The organism is Chryseobacterium sp. MMS23-Vi53 (assembly GCF_047651245.1).
Lineage (GTDB): Bacteria > Bacteroidota > Bacteroidia > Flavobacteriales > Weeksellaceae > Chryseobacterium.
In genome coordinates, this window is record NZ_CP180265.1 from 2,703,803 (window position 1) to 2,723,737 (window position 19,935).

Here is a 19,935-nt window from a genome sequence, read left to right on the forward strand (position 1 = left end):
AATTTAAACCTGATAGAATCCAAAATCTATAGATTTAGTTTAAATCAATTTTTATTAAATTATAATTAAATTAACCAACCTGCATTCCGTTTTTTGTCGGCAATGAAGGTGTTAAAAGGGTAACATCTTTTTTATCTTCACCATAAACTCCCAAAACCAGACATTCACTGAAAAAATTGGCGATCTGCTTTTTAGGAAAATTGACGATGGCTAAAATTTGTTTTCCGACTAAATCTTCTTTTTGATATAATGAAGTAATCTGCGCGGAAGATTTTTTGATACCTAAATCTCCAAAATCAATATCTAGTTGATAAGACGGATTTCTCGCTTTTTCAAAATCATTTACGGAAATGATGGTGCCTGTTCTTATATCTAATTTTTCAAAATCTGCCCATGAGATTTCGGGTTTTATTGTCATGATAGTGCGTGGATTAACTGTTCTACTTCTATTTTTTGTTCCGCATATTTGTGTTGAAGCTCAGAGCCTTCGCCCATTCTTCTGTAGTATTCTAAAGCCTTACCACCGAAGAATTTTTTATGAAAATCGGAAACATCAGGAATTTGTGGGAAAACTTTATGAAAAAGCATTTCATAATACGCCTGAAATTCTCTTTCATTTTTATCCTCAATGACTTGTCCGGGTGCTTTTTGCCTTACGTGAAGCATTTCATGAGCGACCATATTCAAGACTAAATGTAAATCAAAATCAAATAAATTCCTTGGAATCATTACTTTTTGAGGTCCTCCCAGCTCACCTTCTGCCGTTAAAAGCATTGAAGTCGGGGAAAGTTCTTCCCTGAAACCAAATCCGGCAAAGTTTTCATGCTCCAAATTGAAGGAGCTGATAAGGTATTTTGCCGCATCAATAATCTGGTCGTGCTCTTTGTAAGCATTAAGATGCCAATTGATTTGTTCGAAATTCATCTCAAATAGGTTTAAACAAATGTATTAAAATTTAAAGTTTGAAATCGAAGGGCGTAAAGTTATTTTACCACAAAAGATACAAAAGTCATTATAGGATTCTTAGTTTAATTAAATAGTAATCAAAAGTTTATCAAAGAATAAAAAATCAATAAACTTAAGTGTTCTTATTTAAAGTTTCATATTCAACTTAAAATTACTTGAGTGTTAATCTTTTGTTTCTTTTGTAGTTAAAAAATTATAATAAAAATAAAACGCTTTTAATTAAATGAATTTTTTTTCAACTTAAAAATCAATTAGTTATGAAATTATTTTAAACTTTTTTTAAAATTCGGTGCAAGATTCTTCAAAAAGAGGATTTATATAAATGAGTACTCAAAGGAATAATGTTTAATGCTAAAAATAATATAATGAAGAAATTAACGGTACTTAAATCTTTAATGATGACGGCAATTGCAGTTCTTGGATTTTCTCTAACGTCTTGCAATGATGATAAATATGAGCCAATTCCGGTGAAGCTGAGTGATGTAAACGGAACTTACAAAGCAAGATTGGTAACTTCACAGGGAGGAAAATTTAATGAAAAGATCATTGATTTTACAGCAAAAGATACAATTGTCACTTTCAAGGATTTTCCAGTGAGAGAAATTGTAAAAACAATTGTGACGGATCCCGTAAAAGCAGACACAGCTTTGGCGCACATCGGGAAAGTAGAATATAAATTGGATTATAAATCTAAATTAAATACAGACCAGAATGTTGTAGAACTTACTTTTGAGCCAAAAACTTTAGCCATCCAGATTCCGGTAGACGGAACGACAAAAAATGCAGTTGTGAAACTGGTTGCTAAACAAAAAGGCTTCTTTGTGGGCTACGACTGGTCGATGAGATTTGGTTTTGAAGCAGAAAAAATAACCGTTGACGGAGTAGAGTTGACCCCTTATCAGACGATTAAGTATGATATCCCGATTAGTGTTAAAAATTAAGTAATGGTTATTTGTCAAGTAGGTTTAGCCTCAATTTGAGGCTGCCTATCTTTGCAGAGTAGTTAGTCGATGAATATGTTGGGATGCTATCTTAATTAATACATGGAAGAAAGTAAGGAGCAGATTTTGGTAAACCGCCTTTTGAAAAAGGAAGAAGCGGCTTGGAAAGAACTTTTCGGGGTTTATTCAGGCAGTCTTACCTATGTCTGTTCACGATATGTGATTGATAAAGAAGATGTTCACGATGTGTTGCAAAATAGTTTTATTCAGATGTTTCGATCGATCGAGATGTTTGAATATAGAGGTAATGGTTCTTTGAAAGCGTGGATTACAAGAATAGTGGTGAATGAATCTTTAAAGCACATCAAAAAAAACACGGAACTGAAAACTGTTTCAGATGATTTTGAAATTGCTGATGTACAGGAAGATGAAGAGCCAAATTTTGAGGAAATATCTCAGGCAACTATTATGAAAATGATACAGTCTCTTCCCGATGGCTACAGAACGGTTTTCAATCTGTATGTTTTCGAGGAGAAAAGTCATAAAGAAATTGCGGAAACGCTGGGAATTGCAGAAAATTCTTCGGCATCGCAGTTTCATAGGGCAAAAGCAATTCTTGCCCGGAAAATAAAAGAATACAAAATGTCAAAAACAGCGCAATATGAGTAATGATTGGTTAAATGATCTGCGCAGTAAAATGGAAGATCATCAGGAGCAGGTTCCTGAAGGATTGTGGGATGATATCAAAGACGAATTATTCAATGAGGATGATGCGAAGGGAGTTGTTGTTGGAATAAATGATGTAAAAGCAAAGGAAAAAGCTGTTTCGAAATTTAATTATAAATCTTGGGGATATCGTATTGGTGGGGTTGCAGCTGTGATTGCAATGTTCTTTACAGTAGGAAAATTACTGGACTTTAATGGTGAAAAAGAACCCTCAAAAAAGCCAATATATGCGAACCAAACCCAAAACCGACCATCAGAAACGAGTTCTTACCCTCAAAATCCATCAAATGAAGAAAAGAGAACAGCTGTTGAGAATTCTCTTAAACAAGGAAGTGATTTAGAGAAGATTAACTCAAATATTTCAAACAAAAATCTGGTCAAAAATATTTTTGAAGAAATAATTAATAAAACAAAAAATACCGGAGCCGATGTCTGGGAAAATATAATTCCTGAGAATAAAAAAGAAAATACAGCAGAGAATTTATTCAATCAGAACAAAGAAAACATTGCTCAGGAACAAAACAGGAATGCTATTGAAGGAACGAAACAGAATGAAGAGACAGAAACTCATCCACTCCTAACGAAGGAGGAAAGAGAATGGAAGGAGCAACTTGAGAAAGCAGATAGGAAGTTAGCTAATCATAAAACAAATAAAGCCTGGTCGGTAGGGGTACTGACCGGAAATGCTTCCTCCAACTCGACAGAACAGTTTCCCGGATATGCTACTTTAAACGGAACAACACTAAGCCTTCCCGAAGTCTGGGGTATGGAAGAGTATGGAGAAAATCCTTTAATGGCAATCCTTTTAAAGAATCAGGACAAAAAAGTAGATGCAACGATAAAACATAAAACGCCGATCACTTTCGGAGCTTCTGTGAATTATAAATTAAGCAAGAAATTATCCGTTGGAACAGGTGTAAATTACACAAAGCTTTCGTCTGAACTCACTACCGGAAGTAGTTCCAATTTCATTAAAAGCGATCAGGAGATTCATTATGTGGGAATTCCGGTGCAGGTAAATTATAATGTGATTGAAAAAGGTGCTTTTACAGGCTATGTTACAGCAGGAGGAATGGTAGAAAAAGCCGTTTCAGGAAATATCAAAACCCAATATGTTGTTGAAGGCGTTTCAAAAGATGAAACAACCGAAGATATAAGTGAAAAACCAACCCAATTTTCGGTAAATGGCGGTGTCGGATTGCAATTAAAAGTAATAAAAAACATCGGGATTTATGCAGAACCGGGAGTTGGGTATCACTTCAATGATAAGAGTTCATTGAATACTATTTATAAGGAGAAACCGGTCAATTTCAATTTGAAATTCGGGATCAGAGTATTGCTAGATTAATTTCGGATAAATAAAAGTCGAGAAGATTTTAAACCCATTAAATTTTAATGAGTTCAGGAAAATTTTGCCTTTACATTTTGAAATTTTAAAGCAATTCATAACACCAAACCACAAATATTTACTCTATATGAAGACAAAACTAATTTTTTTCAGCCTTTTGGTTTTAAGTTTTTTAAATCTAAAAGCACAGCAATGCACACCTGTAATCACAAGTCCAAGATTGGGAACAATGTTTCCCGACAAAGTCGTTTTCTGTACCTCGGAATCGGAAACGCTTTCTACAACGCAGACTTATGCAACTTATCAATGGTATAAGCAAGAATGGTATTGGCAATCTCCAAATCCAAATCCGTGGGTTCCGATTGCGGGAGCTACTTCTCAGAACTTAACCATTAATGGAAATGATGATATGCTGTATAATTTTAAAGTTGAAGTTACTGAGGGAGACTGTACAGCGGAAAGTACGTCGATTTTAGCGGATGGTTACGCTTATGGACTTCCGTTTTTGATGGCAGATTTCCAGCCGGGAACCTTCGAGGAAGTGAATGGAGAATACAACGTTTGTAACGGAGCTTCTGTACAGCTTAATGACGGATTTCCATTGGTTTACGGAGTTCATACTTGGTTTAAATGTGTTCCGGGGAGCAATCCGCCGTCGCCATCAGATCCGTGTATCATTCCGGGAGAAACAGGTGACTCTTATACGGCAACAGAATCTGGGCAGTACGGATTTTACGCTTGTACAGAATATTGTCCCAATATGTGCGAAATGCTAAGCGATTTTGCTTTCATTAAGCTGAATTTTGGAGATTACAGCTTTTGCAGCAATCTTTCTACGGGCGAAACAGGAACAAAGCCTAAAGAAAATAATTTAAGCATTTACCCAAATCCGACGACGCAATTTTTGTACATCGGAAAAGAATCGGATAAAAAATACAGTGAGGTTACGATTATCGATATGTCCGGAAAGCTGATTAAGCAGAAAAAAGATCACAAATATTCTGAAGCTATCGATGTAAGCAGTTTGATTCCGGGAACGTATATGATCTATTCTAAAAGTGCTGACGGAAAAGTGTTTAAAAATAAATTTATCAAGAAATAGGATATAGAAAGTCCTCAGTGGATTTTAGTTTTTTCAATAATTCTCAATTGGCGTGAAGTTTTCTTTGCGCCAGTTTTTGTTTGAATGATTTAAGCTAGAGCTTCATCAAATCAACTTGTTGATTCCTCTTTACGCACTAAATGATACATTTTAAATTAAAAATCTTTACGTTAAAAAGATTTTGCAGATCACACAGATGTTTGAGTTATATCAATTGTTATTATTAGTGAAAAAACATTTGTGAAATTTGTGTTTAAAAATTATAAATTCAAAGAATTTTATCAATCAAAACGAAAATAATCTAAAATGAAATATTAATTATTTTTATCCCCAAAACACAACAAATGCTGATTAAAATTTTTGGAAGCGCAATTCATGGAGTTGCCGCACAAACAATCACTATTGAAGTTAATATCGATACGGGCGGAGTCGGCTATCATTTGGTTGGACTTGCCGATAATGCCATCAAAGAAAGCAGTTACCGAATTTCCGCTGCTTTAAAAAATGTTGGCTATAAAATCCCTGGAAAAAAAATCACGATCAATATGGCTCCTGCAGATCTTCGAAAAGAAGGAGCGGCTTATGATTTGAGCATCGCCATTGGCATTCTCGCCGCATCCGACCAGATTTTAGCCGAAAATGTAGGAGATTATATTATCATGGGTGAACTTTCTCTGGACGGAACTTTACAACCCATCAGAGGTGTTTTGCCGATTGCAATTCAAGCTAGGGAAGAAGGTTTTAAAGGAATTATTTTACCAAGACAAAACACCCGTGAAGCTGCAATTGTAAACAATCTTGATGTTTACGGGGTTGAAAATATCAAAGAAGTAATTGATTTTTTTAATGAAGGAAAACCACTTCAAAAATATGAGATCGATACGCGAAAAGAATTTCAGGAAAAGATCAATGATTTTCCATTCGATTTTTCTGAAGTCAAAGGACAGGAAACGGCAAAAAGAGCAATGGAAGTTGCAGCAGCAGGAGGTCACAATATTATCCTAATTGGTCCTCCCGGAAGTGGGAAAACCATGTTGGCAAAAAGAGTTCCGAGTATTCTGCCGCCTTTAACATTGAAAGAAGCTTTAGAAACTACAAAAATACATTCTGTTGCCGGGAAAATGGGTGCAGAAACGTCTCTTATGACGGTGCGTCCTTTTAGGTCACCTCATCACACAATCTCCGATATAGCGCTGGTTGGAGGCGGAAGCTATCCACAGCCTGGCGAAATTTCTTTAGCGCATAACGGCGTCCTTTTTCTGGATGAAATGCCTGAATTCAAACGGACTGTTTTGGAGGTGATGCGACAGCCTTTGGAAGACCGTGAAGTTACCATTTCCAGAGCTCGATTTACCGTAAATTATCCTTCAAGTTTCATGTTGGTCGCTTCGATGAATCCGAGTCCGAGCGGGTTTTTTCCTGATGATCCTAATAATACTTCTTCTACCTACGAAATGCAACGCTATATGAACAAGCTTTCGGGGCCACTTTTGGACCGAATTGATATTCATGTTGAAGTTCAGAAAGTTGAGTTTGAACAATTGGCGGAAAGAAGAAAAGGAGAAAGAAGTGAAGACATCAGAAAGCGCGTTTTGATTGCTCGTGAGATTCAACAGGAACGATATAAGGATTTAAAAATCAGCTATAATGCTCAAATTGGACCCAAAGAAATTGAAAGGTTTTGTGAATTGGAAGAAACGTCTTTTAACCTCATCAAAATGGCAATGGAAAAACTTAATCTTTCTGCAAGAGCTTATGACCGAATTTTAAAAGTTGCCCGAACTATCGCTGATCTTGAAGAATCTGAAAAGATTTTGTCGCATCATGTTTCGGAAGCGATACAATATCGAAGTCTAGACAGAGAATTTTGGAATGTCTAGATTTTGAAATTTATTTTATTTGTTTGATTTTTAACAGTTTCGGGGCGACAAAGTCGCCCCGAAACATTTTACTTATTAAAAGTGATTTATTTTATGCCTTTCACAATTTCCAGCAACTCTTTTCCATCATAATACCCCAAAGTTTTATTCACCACATTTCCATTACTATCAATAAAAACTAAAGAAGGATAGCCTTTTAATTGATATTTTTTTACAATTTCAATACCTTCGCCTTTTTCACCATCAACTTCAAGGCTTACGAAATTTTTATTGAAATAATCGCTCAGTTCAGGATCTTTGAAAGTTGTTTTCTTTAATAATTTACATGGCCCGCACCAAGTTGCATATACATCAAGAAAAATCATTTTCTTTTCTTTTTTAGCTTTCGTCATGGCTTTTTTTAATGAACCATCGTAGAAGCTAACTTCATTGTTTGTTGCTTTTTCATTTGTTTTAAAAGAATATAATGAAGCGAAAACAACAAATACACTTAGGATTAATAATATTTTTTTCATTAAAATTAAATTTAATTGATTGTCACTTTAATAACATTTTGAACTGCCGGAATAGGGTAAGCATTTCCAACTTTTGAAATAACAATATTTTCAGCCTGTGGCATTCCTCCAAATAAAGCCTGATGATTTCCCGCTCCCGGATATTGATTGATACCCGTTCCCGAATCGAATAAAGATGTTTTTGAACTGATATCTCCCAAAGAATTAGCATCAATAGACTGTTCATTGGCGTAAAACCAATCATTAGAGAATCCGAACATCGTCACGTATGCAATTTTATCTCCCGAATTGGCTTCAAAATTCGCCGAAACTTTTTGTCCCGGAGTTACAGGAGCACTTCCCGCAACATAAACACCTTTTACATTTGGTAATGACTTTAAGCTATTTTGAAGCACAGAAACATTTCCAAACTGCGAAATCTCTTTCAATCCTTTACCTGAATCCAATTGCCCTAATTCATAAATAGGGTTTTTATCTCCTGAATACACAACAACCAAAGCCGGAGAAAGTCCCGTCATAATTCCGGTATTTGCATTCAGTTTTGCGACCATTTTGTCAGGGTTTCCCAATTGTGCGATGTCTGTAATTTCAGGATTTGATAAAGCATTCGGCGTGAAAAATGGAGTAGGACTTAGAAGCTGCGACCCGTTGTAGTTAGAAACTGCCCAAACTCCGGGAGAAAAAGGTGTTTCGTTGGCCGTACCTCCGGAAGTATTGGTGATGGTTAAAGTAAATTCAGATTTTACATCATCATAGTTTAAATTCAATTTCATCAATTGGGAAGCGATTACACCCGGAACTTGTGCAATCGGGTTACTTTCAGCATTTCCTGTTGTGTTGTTTTTTGTGCCGTTATCCCACAGCAAAACCTCCGAAGAAACATCACCGGTAATAGCGCTTCCGTTTTCATTAAAAAGTTTAATTCCGGGTTGTTTTGAAGCAAAAAACCAGTCTTTCGAAGCACCATACATCGTTGCAAACATTAAAGATTGAGCTTTTCCTGCACTGAATTTAATCGTAATAGATTGTCCGGGTAAAATCTCAGGATTGGACGTTCCCGCAAATTTGCCGCTTTGCACAAAATCTTTCGGAGTTACCACATTTTCAAACGTGATGGTTCTTTGTTTTGAAGAGTTTTCCATCATATTATCTCTGTCGTCACAAGATGTAAGAGAGAGGGTTGCCAAGATTCCTGCTGCAAGTGCTGTGATTTTTAGTAAGTTCTTTTTCATAAATAAATTTTTGATAGTTATAATTATTCGTTACATAACTACAGTCGGAGGCTTTTCAGAATCCTGACAGAAAATTTATTTATTTTATTTGAAATTTAATTTAAGTAATTTAAAATCAGTGTATTTGATTTTGTTTTAAATTCAATTATAAAAAATAATCATGATTAAAAAAGAAATGTTTTTCGTTTATGTGCTCTAAAAGATATAAAGCATTTTTTCTTTCATTTTCAATAAGTTGAGGAATGTTGTTGTAGTATTGCATGTATCTGCCATATCTACTGGCTAAAATTCTATCTAAGCTCTCACGACAGAGGAGACAAGTGCCCAAATAAAGCGTTTTTTTGTCGCAAAAATGACATTTTTTAAGATCATTAAAAAAAGTATTTCTTTTTTCTAAATTAGAAGAAGAAAGAAGATTTTCCGGAATATTTTTTAAAAGTTTAAAAAAATTAAGATTATGAAAAAGGTAAAAATGCAGATCTTTATATTCAACATCACAAAATATTTCGACCGTTCTATTCATTTCGATATTGATGGATTGTTCGTTTTCTGAAAAGTTGAGTTCCACGCTTTCAATATCTTTCCATAGAAATTCTGTACTTGAACTTCGAACATTACAATAAGTGAATCCTTTGTCCGAAATATCAAGAATAGCCAACTTCATAAGATCATTTTGCTGACATTTTCTGCACAATATTTCAATCCATCCTGCGCCATTTTCCTGTACATGATCTTTGCTTCCGCATCTTGAACAGCTTTCGTTAATTAATGTTGCGTGTTGTTCGATCAGATCGCAGAATTCTTCGGATAAGTTTCCTCCCGAAAAAGTAAAGCGGCCCCATTTTTCTTTGGCTTCAATATGCATCGATTTATTCCATCCCAAAGAAATGAGCTCATCAAACATATTTTTTATTTCATAGCTCCATCCCTCAGGAAAGCTTCTGATAAATGATGTGATATAGCCAATGTCATTATTAAATTCTTTAATATTGATATTTCGATTTTGCAATTCTTCAAAAAGCTGTTGATTGTATTCTTCAGAATATCGATACTGATAAACTAAATAGATATCGATAAGATTTTCATCTGATAAGTGATTAAATTCATTCATTCTCAAATTCCCTTTTTCCCATCCAAAATCATCTGAATCATTTTAATTTTTCTGTTCTCCCGCGTTTCTGATTTTTTAGCCTCTTCAATCCAACGAATATATTCTTTTCTGTGCGTGTAGCTCATCTTATCAAACAACGATTTTGCTTCCTGATTTTCATTAAAAATTAATTGAATGTCATCCGCAATGTCGACAATCCGCTCTTCTTTGTCTTCGATTAAATTTACAGAAACCTCATCTCCAAAAGTTTTGCCCAATTGCTTCCGAATGTCTTGTGTTAAACCTAAAATATGGCAATCGGATTTCATTTTGGCTAAACTTCCACGATATTCAACCTTACCATCAAATATAGCTTTGATTTTTACCTGACCCTTCTTATCAAATAATTCTTCCACAGAAAAGGGAAATTCTACAAAAGCGGCGTTCATTTCTCCGCTTTGCTTAATGACTGCTTTAAATTGAATCGGTTGAGGCTTCATTTGTTTTTTTTATTTAATTTAAATTTTAACATTAAAAAAATCAGCATCTAGTTGGTTATTCCGTAGGAATCTGGGCAGAATTTTAAATATTTAATCTCTAATAAATAAATCTAGAGTCCTACGGAATGACAAACTGCATGGAAAAACTTACATTTAATTATTTGTTCAAAAATAAAAAAACCGCGAAAGAAAACTTTCACGGTTCTTAAAATATATCAATAAAGATTATTTTTTCTTTCCTTTTGCAGGTGTAGCTGCTTTAGGCATTTTTGTTTTTGTATCTGCAGGAGTGTTCTCGTCTCTTACCAATTGTAATTCGTCGATCAGTCTTCTTGCACCAGCGTATTTGTCGATTGTCCAAAGAACGAAACGAACATCTACGTTGATTGTTTTTTGCCATTCCGGCTCGAAAACGATGTCACCGCTTAAAGCTTCACTGTTTCCGTCGAATGCGATACCGATCAGGTTTCCGTCTCCGTCGATTACCGGAGAACCAGAGTTACCACCTGTAATATCATTGTTTGATAAGAAGTTTACCGGCATGTAACCTTTAGCATCTGCATACTGTCCGAAGTCTTTCATGTTGTAAAGGTCGATTACTCTTTGCGGAAGGTCGAATTCCTCATCACCTTTCTTGTATTTTCCTACAAGACCTGTCATGTCAGTATAATAGTTATCCGTAACTCCGAAATAGTTTCTATCTTGTCTGATTGGCAATTTATCAACTGTTCCGTAAGTAAGTCTCATTGTAGAGTTTGCATCCGGATAGAATTTTTTCTCAGGCATAGCCTTCATTAATCCTGCTAAGAATAATCTGTTGTTTTTAGCAAAATTATCATCAATTTTTACGAATCTTTCAGCAGAAGCTTTTTGATCTGCGATCAATCCGTTTGCGATTTTCCAAAGTGGATCTGCATCTAATTTCAAAGCATCCGGATTTAAAATGAAGTTTGTTGCGGAAGTTTTGTTGGCAAAAATTGAAGAGTAAGCAACATTTGAAAGATTGTTGGCATCCAATCCCATGATTGTTTCAGAAGCAACATCTTTGTTTACTCTTGTTTTATAAAGATTTACCATAGAATTCAACATTTCACCTTCAAGATTTGTGTTGATGTTTTCGTAAGCAGATTTTATAGCAGCGTCTACTTTTGGCTTCATTGCTAATCTTCCAGCCATATCTTGTTTAGCATAAGCCTGAAGAACGCTTCCTACCTGTAAAGCAATAGTGAAATATTTAGCATTTCTGGAAAGCTGAGTCATGTACATTCTCTCAACGTTTCTTTCTGAAGTTTGTTTATAATAGATACCGATATCGTCTAAAACAGTTTCGTATTCAGAGATATTTGCCGGTTGTACAGCCCAAGTTTTGAATTTTTCTTCAACACCTTGCTTGTCTGTAATAGTTCCGTTTTTAAGAACAGCATCGATAGTTCCTTGTCTGTTTTTCCAGTAGTTTGCCACAGAAGCATACTGAGAAGCATAGTTAAGTTGAGTTCCTTTGTCTTTATCCATGTACTTCTTCATGATGTCCATTGCCAATTTAGAAGCCTCAACCCAAGCTGGGTAATCTTTATTTACCATTTGCTGAATTCCATATGAAGTCAAATAACGGTTTGTTCTTCCCGGGTAACCTAAAATCATTGAGAAATCACCAGGTTTCACTCCTTTAAGAGAAACAGGTAAGAAATGTTTAGGTTTTAAAGGAACGTTTGTCGGAGCATATTCAGCAGGATTTCCAGCAGCATCAGCATACACTCTGAAAACAGTGAAATCTGCTGTGTGTCTTGGCCATTCCCAGTTGTCTGTATCACCACCGAATTTTCCTAATGCTGAAGGTGGAGCACCTACTAATCTGATATCTTTATAATCTTGGTAAACAAAATAGTAGAATTCATTTCCGTTGAAGAAATCTCTTACAACTACTGTGTATTTTCCGTTTTCAGAGTTTTCCGACTGGATCGCTTTAGTTTCAGCATCAATCACAGCTTTTCTCTCTGCAGCAGACATATTGTTGTTTAGCTTAGAGTTGATTCTTTGGGTAGCATCATCCATTCTTACCAAAAATCTTACATAAAGATCCTTAGCATTGAATTCGTCTTTTTGCTTCATTGCCCAGAACCCGTTCTTCAGATAATCTTTTTCAGGAGTAGAAGCCGCAGCTACTGCTCCGTAACCACAGTGGTGGTTGGTAAAAATAAGACCTTGGTTTGAAACAATTTCTCCGGTACAAAACCCTCCGAAACTTACGATTGCATCTTTTAAGCTGGAATTGTTTACGGAATAAATTTCTTCAGGTGTCAGATGCAAACCTTCTTTTTGCATATCTACACCATTAAGTCTTTTTACGAGCATTAATAGCCACATTCCTTCGTCCGCTCTCATTTGAGCAAAACTTAGTAAGAATGTGAAAAGTAGAAATAGTCTTTTCATTTTATAAAATTAATTTTTGTGTCGCTAATTTACTAATTTTTATGCTATTCTGTCCGGAAATGGTATGAAAATGGATTATAGAGAGTTATGAAAAAAATATTACTTTCCTTTTTTGCGGTTTTATTTTTGGGAATGCTCATTAATTGTGCATCAACAAAGAATCAGAATAATCAGACGGCTACTCGCGATTATAAAATTCAACGAGAATGGATGCTGGTTGCTTTTGGAAATTATGCTAAATCTGATTTGGTTAAAAACAAAGCTAAGATAGATTTAACAGCCAATATCGAAGAAGGAAAAATAAAAGGAGAAGCCTACATGGGTTGCAACAAAATGTTTTTCTCATCCGAATTTAAAAATGATGGTAAAGTAAAAATCTCAGGGGTCGGGTCAACAATGATGGCTTGTCAGGATATGAAACTGGAAGATGATTTTTCTAAAAGTTTTAAGAATATGACGAAATATTCTGTGGAAGGTCATTTTTTAACATTATCCGACGATCAGGGAAATCAAATGAAATTTGTTGCTGCGGATTGGGATTAAATTTAAAACAAAAACGTTCAATTTTTTGACGCAAAGATTATTTTACATTCCGTATTATTTTAGTAAGCAAAGGCAAGTAAAATTTGCTTCGCGATGCTTGAAAATAAAGCTTCATCAAATCAACTTGTTGATTTATCTTTGCTCTTTCATATAAAACAAAAGTCCGCACCTCGATGCGGACTTCTTTGTTGTTGAAAAATCTAGTTGGTTATTAGTTTTTGGGTATTGTTTTTTTAATGTCTTGTATTGTTAAATCTGGGGTTGCCACTAATCCTTGTGTGTTGGCTCTGTTATTTGAAACAGCAGTTGCTCTTGATGCCGATTTTCTTCCAGGAATTGATGAACGGATTTCATCTAAGCTTGCCGTATTAGGAAGCAATTTCCCTGAATTGTTACTGTTTGTTGTTTCCTTTGGGGCTTGTTTTTTTACTTCAAGACCTTGTTCCGAAGCTAAAGTTACCGTTGATGGTTTTTGAGCTGCTCTGTCCTGAGCTTCCTTCATCATTTTAGCTTCAAATTCTTTAGATTCTTTATAATTTGCAGCTTCCTGAACATCTTTTGTCTCGGAAACCTTTTTGTCCTGCTGAGCATAAATATTTAAACTTAATGCCAGAAAAGCGATGATATATAGTGATTTCATGATGGTTTATTTAATGTTTACTAATACTTTTATTTTACCGATTTCGTTTTGATCATAATCCTGAAGAGCTTTTCCAATAACCTGACCAATTTTCACCTTCTTGATGTTGGCTTTCATCGCAACTCCGGATTTTGATGAAGTCACTAAAAGATCACCTCTCTTAATTTTTCCTCCTTCCAGACAAACTTTTGTAGGAATTACCCCGATTACTCCCATTGGAACTTTTCCAAGCAATTCAGAATCGATGTTTTCCTCTGTTAAAAGCACTCCTGGTTTTGTAGCGTAAACTCCGGCTACTAAATTTGAATATGGTTTTGATGATTTTTCTACGGTTCTATCAGAATCAGTTGAAATTATTAAGATATCACCCGGCTCATATTCTGAAGTATTTCCTTCTACGTCGAATGCTTCTGCAACGTCAGCACCACTATTTTGAGTTCCTCCGTTGAAGAATCCTGTTCCGGATTTATTAATTCTTGCCACATTTGCACTTGCACTTTGGTAAACTGCAATATTCCCTGACGGTCCTTGGTGATTAACCAATAGAGTAGAACCTGTACCTGTTGTTGTAATATGAACTACCGGCTGACCATTAGCATTATTAAAATTTCTGAAATATCCGGCTTTACCAGTCCCAAAATTCGGAACCCAACCGTAAATAGCAGAACCCGATCCGTCTACTGTTGCCTCTACACCGTCTCCTGTTCCTCCTGCATTGGCTGTTATTGCATTTCCATTTCCCTCTGTAAGGGCAATTAAGGCAGGACCATTACCACTGGCATTGCTTGCATAAAATAAGCCGCCATAACCTCCGGTTCCTGTAGATTCACCGTAGATACCTGCCGTTCCGAAGTTTGCAAATATGGAATTCACTTTACCATGTACTGCAGCAGATGTTCCGTTGGTATTATCTACAAAGAAATCTCCTGCCATACCGTTTCCGACTGTTTTTGCAGTGACGACCGTATTGGTATTTGATGTATTAAAATTTTGAAATTCAGCAGCTTTTCCTAAACTAAATGAAGGTGTCCAGCCATAAATTGCACGACCGGCACCATCAACATTGGCTTCAACGGCATCGCCATCTTTCCCTGCATTGGCAACAATAGCATCGCCGTTACCATCAGTTAAGGCAACTAAAGCTCGTCCATTTCCGGTTGTATTGGATGAATAGAATAATCCGCCAAAACCACCCGTTCCGGAAGATACCCCGAAAATACCCGCCGCACCGAAGTTTCCGAAGATTGTTTTTACTTCACCTCTTACTGCAGCGCTTACACTGTTTGTATTATTTGAAAGGAAAGATGAAACGTTTCCTAAAGTATTATCAGGAATATTTCCATTTCCATTGGATTCTACTTCGAAAGTATTTCTGTCATTGGATGCATTTAAGTTTTCAAAACGTCCGGCTCTACCTTTACTGCTGTTGATGCCGACCTGGCCTAAAACCCCTACACTTGTTCCTGTGGTGTTTGTTGCAACAAAGCCTCTTACACCGTACCCTCCACCATCGTTTCTCCCTACAACAGCTCCGGCAATATCACTTGTATTTCTACCTACGATTGCTTCACCTGCTCCGTTATTATCCCCAACAATTCCGGCAGAAGATTGTGAGCTTGTTATACCTTGTACCCCAAATCCTGCACCTGTAGAACTGAAAACTCCGGCTCCACTTCCTGTTGTCGATACATTAATTACGGTTCCGTTTCCAACTGTATTGGCATTTAGAACATTATTGTTATTAGCATTATTAAATATACTTATTGAAGCAGGAATACCATTGTTACTGGTTGCATTCAAACCTGTTCCTGTATTACTGTTAGCATAAACTCCATATCCTGCAGCAGATGAATTTCCGTAAACTCCAAGACCTGCAGGAGTAACGCCATAAACTCCCCATCCACTTCCGTCTTGGCTTCCCCAAGTTCCTATTCCTAAACCTCCTGTTCCGCTGTTGATCCCGCGAAGCGCTGAAGAAAATCCTCCCGGAGCTGTACTGGTAACCATACCTCTCACAGCTGCAATACTAGACGTTGTTGTACCGTTAATTCCTTCAAGAGAAGTTCCGTCGCCGGTATTGGTTAAAGAGAATAAAGTTCCTGCATTACTTACAGAATTTGTATATGGAATCGTGAAACTTCCCCCGCCTCCGCCAGCAGTTTTAGCATACATCGCATAAGGAACACTTAATAATTGACTTGTTCCTGTAATCGTATACGTTGTTCCTCCTGTTGGATCAGTTTCTGTTTTTAAATAATAGCTTCCTGTTGACCAGTTGATGGTATTGAATGTTCCTGAAAGTACTGTTCCTGTACCAATTTCCATCGTTATAAGACCGTTTACGTTGGTATTTCCCGTTAATCTTTCGGAATAAACGACTGTTCCTGCCGGAGAACCTTGTAAAACGCTTACTCTTACTCCGATACTTTGATTGGATAAAATTTGTCCTCCTGCATTGCGAACAATCGCCTGATAGCTCATTTTTTCAGGTACTTGCGCAAAGGCTAGGTGTGAACCCAACACAAGTGCCATTGTGAATAATATTTTTTTCATGGTTAGTTATTTTTTAATGATTTTAAATGTTTTTATGTTTTTACCTTCTTGAGTAATCCTAATGATATACATTGCGGATGGAAGAGAAGAAAAGTTGAACTCAGATTTAGACTGAGTAATTTTGTCCGTTTTTACCAGTTTTCCCTGAGCGTCGTAGAGATAAAACTCAGAACCTTTGTAATTATTTGTCGTAAAGTCTAGGTATAAATAATCTTTAAAAGGATTAGGATAAAGTAAAATGCCTTCTTCAGTTGAATTTGAGAGTTCATGGGTTGCCAGTGTCGTGATTTCGTAGGCTTGTTGTACTCCTTCAGAAACTTCCCGGTTGGTGCCTTTTATGAGATAGGCGACCTGTCCTACACTGTAAGAAACCGAGCCGTTGCCTCCTGTAGCATTTGCTCCTGTTGTCATCACTGCCGATTGTGCTTTTAAAAGGCCGATGGGGACGGTGAGCAAAACGAGAAAGAAGCATGGAATAGATGTTCTTTTCATAGAAAATAGTTTTGTGGTTATTAATTGGTTTTGTCAAAATTTTAAAGAGAATTTTGGATCACTAAATTACCACAATACCAACTCGGATATTTACAAAATAGACAAACGACACGAATAATCGACAAACGACAAAAAGTGGAAATATATGGGGTTTTTACGGTTGCAAAGTCACTATTTACCGTGATTTAAGAAAAATTAATGATGAGGGTCAAAAAAGGATAAATTGTCTTTATAGGCTCTCCCGATGGGAAGTTTTATCTGATGTACAAGCTCTACTTCATGATGATTTTTACTACGGATGAGGTGTCGCGGAACGGCAAAGCTTTTATGAATTCTCACGAAAGAATCAAAATGACTTTTATGTAAAATATTTCCAATGGAGTCTAAAATGCAATGCTTTTTTTCAGAAGTGACAATTCGGGTGTAATCTTTTAAGGCTTCGAGATAAAGAATATCAGTGATTTTAACTTGATAAATATTTCCACCTTCTTTTATTTTAATGCTGTTTTCGCCCAGTAAAGTATCAAAACACTCACTTTTTTCCTTCATTTCAAAGAAATCGAAGAGTTTTTGCATAGAAAAATGAAAACGTTCTGACTTTAAAGGTTTAGGAATAAAATCTAAGGTATCAATTTCAAAAGATTCAATTGCAAATTCGGAATGCGAACTGATGAAAATACAAGCCGGAATTTTATGAGCTAGTTTTCTGAATTCCAAACCGTTCATTCCTTTTAAATTGGCTTCGGTAATAAGGAGATCAATCGGAAGATCGATATAAGGTATAGCTTTTTCTGCCGAATCAAAAGACGCAACGATTTCTATACTTTCGTATTGCTTAAGGTGACGAAGAAGAACCAGCCTGTCCAGTTCATCATCATCAATCACAATACATCTTATGTTGCTAATCATGATATTCTGGAGTTATTTTTAATAATATTTTAATTTTTAATAATTAAAATTCAAAAATTTGCTTCATAAAGTTATTAAAATTCTATAAATCAATTACATTATGAATTTAAATTAATGTGAAATTTAGATACCACAAAAATTCATTTTGGATTTTTTCCTGAAAAATGGTATCTTGTAAATCTCACAAACATAGATAGAACTTAATGCTAGAAAAGAAAGAACATAATTACGAAAAGGTAGTTTTGGTAGGTGTTATCACACAGCATCAGGATGAGGATAAACTTCAAGAATATATGGATGAACTGGAGTTTTTGGCGTACACAGCCGGAGCTTCAGTTGATAAACGTTTCACTCAAAAATTAACTCAGCCTGACTCCAAAACCTTTATTGGAAGTGGTAAAGCTCAGGAAATCAAAGAATACGTAAAGGAAAACAATATAGGAACGGTCATTTTCGACGACGAATTGTCTCCTTCTCAGCTTAAAAACTTAGAAAGAGAAATGGAAGTGAAAATTTTGGACAGAACCAACCTTATCCTTGATATTTTTGCACAAAGAGCAACAACTTCTTATGCAAGAACTCAAGTGGAATTGGCTCAATATCAATATCTTTTACCTCGATTGACGAGAATGTGGACTCACTTGGAGCGTCAGAAAGGAGGAATCGGGATGAGAGGTCCCGGTGAGACGGAGATTGAAACCGACAGACGTATCATTCGTGACAGAATTTCATTATTGAAAGACAAGCTGAAAACGATCGATAAGCAAATGGCAACGCAAAGAAATAATCGCGGAAAGGTTGTGAGAGCTGCTTTGGTAGGATATACCAATGTTGGGAAATCTACTTTGATGAATGCCCTTTCGAAATCGGAAGTTTTTGCTGAAAACAAGTTATTCGCAACGCTTGACACGACGGTAAGAAAAGTGGTGATCGGAAATCTTCCGTTTTTGCTGACGGATACGGTTGGATTCATCAGAAAATTGCCGACACAGTTGGTAGAATCTTTCAAGTCTACCTTGGATGAGGTTCGTGAAGCGGATCTTTTGATTCACGTTGTGGATATTTCTCACGAAAGTTTTGAGGATCATATCGATTCTGTTAATCAGATTTTAATGGAAATCAATGCGCATCAAAAACCGATGATTATGGTTTTCAATAAAATTGATGATTTCAGTTATGAGAAAAAGGACGAGGATGATTTAACACCATCTACGAAGAAAAATATCTCTCTGGAAGAATGGAAAAATACTTGGATGGCAAAATCGAAATATCCAACGGTTTTCATTTCTGCCTTAACGAAAGAAAACTTTCCGGAAATGAAGAAAATGATCTACGATGAGGTCATGAAAATTCATATTTCGAGATTTCCTTACAACGATTTCCTTTTCGAATATTTCGACAACGACGAGGAAGACGAAAACAACGACAAAGATTAATGAAACATCACTTTTTCCTTTTATTGCTTTTTATTTCGGTTTTTGGGTTTGGTCAGAAACTTAAACCGGATTTTAAAAGCATAGAGAAAAATCTCGTCAACAAGCAGTCTCCATACAATTATGAAAAGCTGATTTTTAAGTATAAAGCATATCCAAAGTCTTTGGACAGCCTTGAAGCTCAATATCTATATTACGGAAGAAACTTCCAGAAAGATAAAGTTTCGACACTGGATGAAGATTTCAAAACATTGGCGGCTGCTTTCAAAGAGCAAAATGCCGACGAATGCATCAAACTGGGAACTGCTTTGTACCAAAAAGATCCTACCAATCTGGATATTTTACTCATCTTACTTCGTGCTTATGATTCGAAAAAAGATGCGAGTAATTTTACACATCATGTGAGTCAGTTTCGACTGTTGACAGATGCCATCAAGAAATCCGGAGACGGGAAAGCAGAGAAAACAGCTTATTTGGTAAATTCTGTTGGAGATGAGTATATTTTACTTAATATCCTGCAGATTGGCGATGATTTTACACGAGGATCCAAGCCGCAGAAAGACGGTATGCTGGACATTTGGGAAAAAGAAGACTACAAAGTTTATATTAAAGTACTTTATATCGATAACAATTAA

19 protein-coding genes are annotated in these 19,935 nt (G+C 36.0%); 8 read left to right on the plus strand and 11 right to left on the minus strand.

From position 1 onward, the window contains the following. Positions 1–70 precede the first annotated feature (70 nt). Both ACKX2A_RS12075 and ACKX2A_RS12080 read right to left on the minus strand, forming a co-directional pair. A complete protein-coding gene (locus ACKX2A_RS12075) occupies positions 71–418 on the minus strand; it encodes a tRNA-binding protein (RefSeq protein ID WP_415324919.1) in 348 nt (115 codons plus the stop codon). Further along, on the minus strand, positions 415–924 hold the full coding sequence (locus ACKX2A_RS12080; protein ID WP_415324921.1) for a hypothetical protein: 510 nt from the start codon (positions 922–924) through the stop codon (positions 415–417). Before ACKX2A_RS12080 ends, ACKX2A_RS12075 begins: the two co-directional genes overlap by 4 nt. Before the next feature lie 407 nt (positions 925–1,331). Here ACKX2A_RS12080 and ACKX2A_RS12085 point away from each other — a divergent pair, with 407 nt between their 5' ends. The 5 genes from ACKX2A_RS12085 (at position 1,332) to ACKX2A_RS12105 (ending at position 6,963) form a co-directional block, all read left to right on the plus strand. Continuing rightward, positions 1,332–1,907 carry a DUF4840 domain-containing protein gene (locus ACKX2A_RS12085; RefSeq protein WP_415324922.1) on the plus strand — a complete coding sequence of 192 codons (576 nt, stop codon included), beginning with the start codon at positions 1,332–1,334 and terminating at the stop codon, positions 1,905–1,907. A gap of 102 nt (positions 1,908–2,009) precedes the next feature. Continuing rightward, complete coding sequence (locus tag ACKX2A_RS12090; protein ID WP_415324924.1) at positions 2,010–2,576, plus strand: RNA polymerase sigma factor; 567 nt, start codon at positions 2,010–2,012, stop codon at positions 2,574–2,576. Continuing rightward, positions 2,569–3,981, plus strand: coding sequence for an outer membrane beta-barrel protein (locus tag ACKX2A_RS12095; protein ID WP_415324926.1), 1,413 nt, complete (start codon positions 2,569–2,571; stop codon positions 3,979–3,981). Before ACKX2A_RS12090 ends, ACKX2A_RS12095 begins: the two co-directional genes overlap by 8 nt. A 127-nt stretch (positions 3,982–4,108) precedes the next feature. Then, complete coding sequence (locus ACKX2A_RS12100) at positions 4,109–5,083, plus strand: T9SS type A sorting domain-containing protein (protein ID WP_415324928.1); 975 nt, start codon at positions 4,109–4,111, stop codon at positions 5,081–5,083. Between the two features lie 344 nt (positions 5,084–5,427). Then, positions 5,428–6,963 (plus strand): YifB family Mg chelatase-like AAA ATPase, encoded by a 1,536-nt coding sequence (locus ACKX2A_RS12105; RefSeq protein ID WP_415324930.1) that lies wholly within the window; start codon positions 5,428–5,430, stop codon positions 6,961–6,963. A gap of 86 nt (positions 6,964–7,049) precedes the next feature. Here the strand turns inward: ACKX2A_RS12105 and ACKX2A_RS12110 are convergent, their stop codons facing one another. The 5 genes from ACKX2A_RS12110 to ACKX2A_RS12130 form a co-directional block, all read right to left on the minus strand. Beyond that, positions 7,050–7,478: a thioredoxin family protein gene (locus ACKX2A_RS12110; protein WP_415324932.1), complete on the minus strand. Its 429-nt coding sequence runs from the start codon at positions 7,476–7,478 to the stop codon at positions 7,050–7,052. A gap of 11 nt (positions 7,479–7,489) precedes the next feature. After that, positions 7,490–8,710 carry a spondin domain-containing protein gene (locus tag ACKX2A_RS12115; protein ID WP_415324934.1) on the minus strand — a complete coding sequence of 407 codons (1,221 nt, stop codon included), beginning with the start codon at positions 8,708–8,710 and terminating at the stop codon, positions 7,490–7,492. A 145-nt stretch (positions 8,711–8,855) separates the two neighbouring features. Further along, positions 8,856–9,821, minus strand: coding sequence for a hypothetical protein (locus ACKX2A_RS12120; RefSeq protein WP_415324935.1), 966 nt, complete (start codon positions 9,819–9,821; stop codon positions 8,856–8,858). A 2-nt stretch (positions 9,822–9,823) separates the two neighbouring features. Continuing rightward, a complete protein-coding gene (locus tag ACKX2A_RS12125; RefSeq protein ID WP_415324936.1) occupies positions 9,824–10,300 on the minus strand; it encodes a DUF1905 domain-containing protein in 477 nt (158 codons plus the stop codon). A gap of 225 nt (positions 10,301–10,525) precedes the next feature. Next, positions 10,526–12,730, minus strand: a complete 2,205-nt coding sequence (locus ACKX2A_RS12130) for a S46 family peptidase (RefSeq protein ID WP_415324938.1) — start codon at positions 12,728–12,730, stop codon at positions 10,526–10,528. Between the two features lie 87 nt (positions 12,731–12,817). Here ACKX2A_RS12130 and ACKX2A_RS12135 point away from each other — a divergent pair, with 87 nt between their 5' ends. Continuing rightward, positions 12,818–13,273 carry an META domain-containing protein gene (locus ACKX2A_RS12135; RefSeq protein WP_415324940.1) on the plus strand — a complete coding sequence of 152 codons (456 nt, stop codon included), beginning with the start codon at positions 12,818–12,820 and terminating at the stop codon, positions 13,271–13,273. Between the two features lie 211 nt (positions 13,274–13,484). On the opposite strand, the gene ACKX2A_RS12140 is transcribed toward ACKX2A_RS12135, so the two are convergent. The 4 genes from ACKX2A_RS12140 to ACKX2A_RS12155 all read right to left on the minus strand — a co-directional run bounded on the left by ACKX2A_RS12140 (position 13,485) and on the right by ACKX2A_RS12155 (position 17,867). Continuing rightward, positions 13,485–13,913 carry a hypothetical protein gene (locus tag ACKX2A_RS12140; RefSeq protein ID WP_415324942.1) on the minus strand — a complete coding sequence of 143 codons (429 nt, stop codon included), beginning with the start codon at positions 13,911–13,913 and terminating at the stop codon, positions 13,485–13,487. Positions 13,914–13,919: 6 nt separating this feature from the next. Further along, a complete protein-coding gene (locus ACKX2A_RS12145; protein WP_415324944.1) occupies positions 13,920–16,466 on the minus strand; it encodes a beta strand repeat-containing protein in 2,547 nt (848 codons plus the stop codon). A 6-nt stretch (positions 16,467–16,472) separates the two neighbouring features. Beyond that, a complete protein-coding gene (locus ACKX2A_RS12150) occupies positions 16,473–16,958 on the minus strand; it encodes a T9SS type A sorting domain-containing protein (RefSeq protein ID WP_415324946.1) in 486 nt (161 codons plus the stop codon). A 195-nt stretch (positions 16,959–17,153) separates the two neighbouring features. Continuing rightward, a complete protein-coding gene (locus ACKX2A_RS12155; protein WP_415324948.1) occupies positions 17,154–17,867 on the minus strand; it encodes a LytR/AlgR family response regulator transcription factor in 714 nt (237 codons plus the stop codon). Between the two features lie 203 nt (positions 17,868–18,070). On the opposite strand from ACKX2A_RS12155, the gene hflX reads away from it, so the two are divergent. Further along, positions 18,071–19,303, plus strand: a complete 1,233-nt coding sequence (gene hflX, locus ACKX2A_RS12160) for a GTPase HflX (protein ID WP_415324950.1) — start codon at positions 18,071–18,073, stop codon at positions 19,301–19,303. Further along, complete coding sequence (locus ACKX2A_RS12165; RefSeq protein ID WP_415324952.1) at positions 19,303–19,935, plus strand: DUF4919 domain-containing protein; 633 nt, start codon at positions 19,303–19,305, stop codon at positions 19,933–19,935. The genes hflX and ACKX2A_RS12165 overlap by 1 nt, the downstream gene beginning before the upstream one ends.

Bases quoted from the DNA above. Each gene is read 5' to 3' on its own strand.
- ACKX2A_RS12080 (WP_415324921.1), bottom strand. From the start codon at position 924: ATGAATTTCGAACAAATCAATTGGCATCTTAATGCTTACAAAGAGCAC.
- ACKX2A_RS12150 (WP_415324946.1), bottom strand. From the start codon at position 16,958: ATGAAAAGAACATCTATTCCATGCTTCTTTCTCGTTTTGCTCACCGTC.
- ACKX2A_RS12165 (WP_415324952.1), top strand. From the start codon at position 19,303: ATGAAACATCACTTTTTCCTTTTATTGCTTTTTATTTCGGTTTTTGGG.
- ACKX2A_RS12095 (WP_415324926.1), top strand. From the start codon at position 2,569: ATGAGTAATGATTGGTTAAATGATCTGCGCAGTAAAATGGAAGATCAT.
- ACKX2A_RS12120 (WP_415324935.1), bottom strand. From the start codon at position 9,821: ATGAATGAATTTAATCACTTATCAGATGAAAATCTTATCGATATCTAT.
- hflX (WP_415324950.1), top strand. From the start codon at position 18,071: ATGCTAGAAAAGAAAGAACATAATTACGAAAAGGTAGTTTTGGTAGGT.
- ACKX2A_RS12085 (WP_415324922.1), top strand. From the start codon at position 1,332: ATGAAGAAATTAACGGTACTTAAATCTTTAATGATGACGGCAATTGCA.
- ACKX2A_RS12115 (WP_415324934.1), bottom strand. From the start codon at position 8,710: ATGAAAAAGAACTTACTAAAAATCACAGCACTTGCAGCAGGAATCTTG.
- ACKX2A_RS12140 (WP_415324942.1), bottom strand. From the start codon at position 13,913: ATGAAATCACTATATATCATCGCTTTTCTGGCATTAAGTTTAAATATT.
- ACKX2A_RS12135 (WP_415324940.1), top strand. From the start codon at position 12,818: ATGAAAAAAATATTACTTTCCTTTTTTGCGGTTTTATTTTTGGGAATG.
- ACKX2A_RS12075 (WP_415324919.1), bottom strand. From the start codon at position 418: ATGACAATAAAACCCGAAATCTCATGGGCAGATTTTGAAAAATTAGAT.
- ACKX2A_RS12090 (WP_415324924.1), top strand. From the start codon at position 2,010: ATGGAAGAAAGTAAGGAGCAGATTTTGGTAAACCGCCTTTTGAAAAAG.
- ACKX2A_RS12110 (WP_415324932.1), bottom strand. From the start codon at position 7,478: ATGAAAAAAATATTATTAATCCTAAGTGTATTTGTTGTTTTCGCTTCA.
- ACKX2A_RS12130 (WP_415324938.1), bottom strand. From the start codon at position 12,730: ATGAAAAGACTATTTCTACTTTTCACATTCTTACTAAGTTTTGCTCAA.
- ACKX2A_RS12125 (WP_415324936.1), bottom strand. From the start codon at position 10,300: ATGAAGCCTCAACCGATTCAATTTAAAGCAGTCATTAAGCAAAGCGGA.
- ACKX2A_RS12105 (WP_415324930.1), top strand. From the start codon at position 5,428: ATGCTGATTAAAATTTTTGGAAGCGCAATTCATGGAGTTGCCGCACAA.
- ACKX2A_RS12155 (WP_415324948.1), bottom strand. From the start codon at position 17,867: ATGATTAGCAACATAAGATGTATTGTGATTGATGATGATGAACTGGAC.
- ACKX2A_RS12145 (WP_415324944.1), bottom strand. From the start codon at position 16,466: ATGAAAAAAATATTATTCACAATGGCACTTGTGTTGGGTTCACACCTA.
- ACKX2A_RS12100 (WP_415324928.1), top strand. From the start codon at position 4,109: ATGAAGACAAAACTAATTTTTTTCAGCCTTTTGGTTTTAAGTTTTTTA.